Source organism: Clostridium sp. (assembly GCF_016650095.1).
GTDB lineage: Bacteria > Bacillota > Clostridia > Clostridiales > Clostridiaceae > Clostridium_AD.
On the sequence record NZ_JAENWL010000380.1, the window covers coordinates 1 to 3,594 of the forward strand.

Genomic DNA, 3,594 nt, shown 5'->3' on the forward strand with positions numbered 1-3,594 from the left:
GGAATAAAAAAGGACATCCTGGTATAACTTTACTATTACCATTTTCATTAGCAGTCCATAAAATTAAACACTGTTGGTAATAAAATCAGCTTATCAACATTAGTAAATAGAATAGAATATCATACTTCTAAATCTGTTTATTGCAATTTATGTGAAAAATTTATCCATGTATTTTGAAACGTTGAAGTCCAAAACTCTATAAGTATATTTTTTATTATGATTCTAAATTCTGCAAGAACATTAATAATACATCTCCATAACTGTTTAAATTGGCACTTCTTTCTCAAATAAACATAATCCAATAATATTAAAAATTTAAAATTTTTCTCACTAGAATACATTTAAAATTCGATATGGTCACTTGTAAAGTATTTAATACTATGATATTTTTAATACATGGAAGTTACATTGTTAGAATATTAACAATTATGTGTAAAATACAAATTTAGACATATTATGATTCAATAGTGTCTTAGCTAGCAATATTTTTTGCAGCAATGTCTAGTAAACGCAAATTAATTATACATGAACAAATAGGAGGACAATTATGGAAATTGAGATCACTTTGAAAAAAGAACGATGCAAGGGGTGTGGTATTTGTGTGGCCTTTTGCCCTAAGAATATTTTAGCCTTAGATACCTTGGGAAAGGTATTTGTAATTAATGAAGATGCATGCATAAACTGCGGACAATGCGAACTCCGTTGCCCTGATTATGCAATTTATGTAGAAAAGAGGGTGAAAATATGAATGAAGCTAGATTAATGCAAGGAAATGAGGCTTGTGCAGAAGGTGCATTGGCTGCAGGTGTGAATTTTTTTGGAGGTTATCCAATCACTCCTTCTACAGAAATCGCTGAAATTATGGCGAGAGAGCTTCCTGCTTTAGGAGGTACTTTTATTCAGATGGAAGATGAAATTGCTGGAATTGCAGTTGTGCTCGGTGCAGTACTAGCTGGGAGAAAAGGTCTTACGGCCACTTCAGGACCAGGTTTTTCTCTTAAACAAGAATTAATTGGTTATGGATGTATCGCTGAAATACCAATTGTAATTGTCAACGTTCAACGTTCGGGTCCATCCACAGGTCAGCCTACTTCTCCATCACAAGGGGATGTAATGCAGGCTCGTTGGGGAACTCATGGTGATCATCCAATGATTGCTTTATCTCCTTGGACAGTGAAAGAATCTTTTGATGTGGCAGTACTTGCCGTAAATTATGCCGAAAGATTCCGCACCCCTGTTATTATTTTGCTTGATGAAGTAGTTGGTCACATGCGAGAAAGGGTCATTTTGCCAGAAGCTGCAGACATAGAAGTATACCCAAGACGCATGCCAACGTGTACAAAAGAAGAGGGATACAAACCATATGCTCCTAAGGCCGATCTTGTCCCAAACGTTCCCAACTTCGGCACTGGTCATCGCATTCATGTTACTGGACTTATCCATGATGAAAATGGTTTTCCAACTGCTTGTGCAACTGTAACAGAGAACACAATTAGAAGATTGCATGAAAAAATAAGTAGGGTTCAAGATGAAATTACACATTATGATGAATTTTTTATGGAAGATGCTGAATATGCAGTCCTGGCATATGGTGGAACATCTCGTACTGCATACGAGGCAGTGAAGCTTGCTCGCCAGAATGGAATTAAAGTCGGTATGATTAGGTTGATGACAATCTGGCCTTTCGCTGATAAGGTTGTCAAAGAATTAGCTCAGAAAGTTAAAAAAATTCTTGTTCCTGAAATGAATTACGGACAACTAGTTTTAGAGGTAGATCGTGCTGCTGCTGGACAGGCAATAGTAATTTCTCTTCCTAAATACAATGCTAAAATATTCACACCTAAAGAAATATATGTTGCAATTGAAGAACTTACAGTGGAGGTGGCAAAATGAGAACCTATGAAAAATATCTTCGTAACGATCAATTACCACATATATGGTGCCCAGGTTGTGGTAATGGAATTATAATGAAATCCATCGCTAAAGCAGCTGATCAACTAGGACTTGACCAAAACAACACAGTGATTGTATCCGGTATTGGTTGCTCTTCTAGAGCTTCTGGTTACATGGATTTTGATACATTGCATACAGCTCATGGTCGAGCGATACCTTTTGCTACTGGTATTAAACTGGCTAATCCTAAACTGAAAGTCATTGTGATAACTGGTGATGGTGATTGCACTGCTATAGGGGGTAACCATTTTATACATGCTGCTAGAAGGAATGTTGATTTAACAGTGATACTGTTTAACAACAGTATTTATGGCATGACAGGAGGACAGGAATCTTGCCTTACACCTGTTGGTAAAAAGGCTACAACCGCTCCATATGGAGCTGTAGATCGGCCCTTTGATCCTTGCGAACTTGCAAAAGGTGCTGGTGCTACCTATATTGCTCGCGGTACTGCTTTTCATGCAAAACCGCTAGTTGACCTAATTACTCAAGGTATTTCCAATAACGGATTTTCCTTAGTAGAAACCATTACGCAGTGCCCAACTGCATATGGTCGAAAAAATAAAATGAGTGATCCAGCAGAAATGTTGAAATGGATGAGAGATAATGCAGTAACCAATACGGCTTATGAAAAATTAGAGCATGACCAAAAGGGTGAGAAGTTTCCGATTGGTCTTTTATATAAAAAAGAGGCCCCAGAATATACAGCAGAATATGCTAAAGTCATTGAAATGGCCAAGGAGGGAAAATAATGTTACAAATACGATTATGTGGATCCGGTGGTCAAGGCATAATTACAGCCGCAATCATCTTGGCTGAAGCAGCTATTATTGAAGGTAATGAAGTGGTACAATCCCAGTCCTATGGTCCAGAAGCACGAGGTGGTGCTTCAAAAGCGGAAGTAATAATAGATGGGGAGTTCATCTACCATCCTAAAGTAACTAAACCAGATATAGTACTGGCTCTAACACAACAGGCAGCAGACAAATATTCCGCTGATCTCTATGGTCAAGGCGTATTTATTATTGATGAAGACTTAGTTCCTAACTCTCCCCCTCATCCAAATGTAGTAAAAGTACCCATGACGCGTTTGGCTGTAGATGAACTTGGAAAGGATTTATTTACGAATATCGTTGCTTTAGGCCTTTTGGTGAAAGTGACAGGCGTTGTGTCCCTTGAAACCATGCAAAAGGCTGTTGCAAAACGAGTACCCAAATCAACCATAGAAAAAAATATGAACGCATTACAGCTGGGTTATAATTCAATATAATTTGCGATAATTAAAATTATAAAATTTTCCTATTAAATATCATCGTCATAGCTGTTGTTAAAACTAGTATAAAAGCAGAGTTAATATTAAGCTCTGCTTTTTAATTTTTCATAATAAAATCTTCCCCTTAATTTTATTATTCAGCTCCTTACTAATTATAACAAACAACTGGAATACCCGGTTCAATATTATTGAATATTGCTTTCGCTAAATAGTATGGTGAATTTATACAACCATGGGAACCACTGGTCTTATATATATTCCCTCCAAACACACTTCGCCAGCTTGCATCATGAATTCCTATTCCTCCATTAAAAGGCATCCAAAAGGTAACTGGAGCTGCATAACCTGGTCCTCTAAGGACAGCATCC

5 protein-coding genes are annotated in these 3,594 nt (G+C 37.1%); 4 read left to right on the top strand and 1 reads right to left on the bottom strand.

The features are described from left to right. Positions 1-547 precede the first annotated feature (547 nt). The 4 genes from JJE11_RS16615 to JJE11_RS16630 are packed head-to-tail and all read left to right on the top strand — an operon-like array spanning position 548 to position 3,223. The gene (locus JJE11_RS16615) at positions 548-748 is read left to right on the top strand and encodes a 4Fe-4S binding protein (protein ID WP_291637626.1); all 201 of its coding nucleotides are present in this window, start codon (positions 548-550) and stop codon (positions 746-748) included. Next, positions 745-1,893 (top strand): 2-oxoacid:acceptor oxidoreductase subunit alpha, encoded by a 1,149-nt coding sequence (locus JJE11_RS16620; RefSeq protein WP_291637628.1) that lies wholly within the window; start codon positions 745-747, stop codon positions 1,891-1,893. Before JJE11_RS16615 ends, JJE11_RS16620 begins: the two co-directional genes overlap by 4 nt. Beyond that, positions 1,890-2,705, top strand: a complete 816-nt coding sequence (locus tag JJE11_RS16625; RefSeq protein WP_291637630.1) for a 2-oxoacid:ferredoxin oxidoreductase subunit beta — start codon at positions 1,890-1,892, stop codon at positions 2,703-2,705. The genes JJE11_RS16620 and JJE11_RS16625 overlap by 4 nt, the downstream gene beginning before the upstream one ends. Then, positions 2,705-3,223, top strand: a complete 519-nt coding sequence (locus tag JJE11_RS16630) for a 2-oxoacid:acceptor oxidoreductase family protein (protein WP_291637632.1) — start codon at positions 2,705-2,707, stop codon at positions 3,221-3,223. The genes JJE11_RS16625 and JJE11_RS16630 overlap by 1 nt, the downstream gene beginning before the upstream one ends. Before the next feature lie 151 nt (positions 3,224-3,374). Here JJE11_RS16630 and JJE11_RS16635 read toward each other — a convergent pair. After that, a partial coding sequence (locus tag JJE11_RS16635) for a L,D-transpeptidase (protein WP_291637633.1) occupies positions 3,375-3,594 on the bottom strand: 220 nt, incomplete at its 5' end.

Bases quoted from the DNA above. Each gene is read 5' to 3' on its own strand.
- JJE11_RS16620 (WP_291637628.1), top strand. From the start codon at position 745: ATGAATGAAGCTAGATTAATGCAAGGAAATGAGGCTTGTGCAGAAGGT.
- JJE11_RS16615 (WP_291637626.1), top strand. From the start codon at position 548: ATGGAAATTGAGATCACTTTGAAAAAAGAACGATGCAAGGGGTGTGGT.
- JJE11_RS16630 (WP_291637632.1), top strand. From the start codon at position 2,705: ATGTTACAAATACGATTATGTGGATCCGGTGGTCAAGGCATAATTACA.
- JJE11_RS16625 (WP_291637630.1), top strand. From the start codon at position 1,890: ATGAGAACCTATGAAAAATATCTTCGTAACGATCAATTACCACATATA.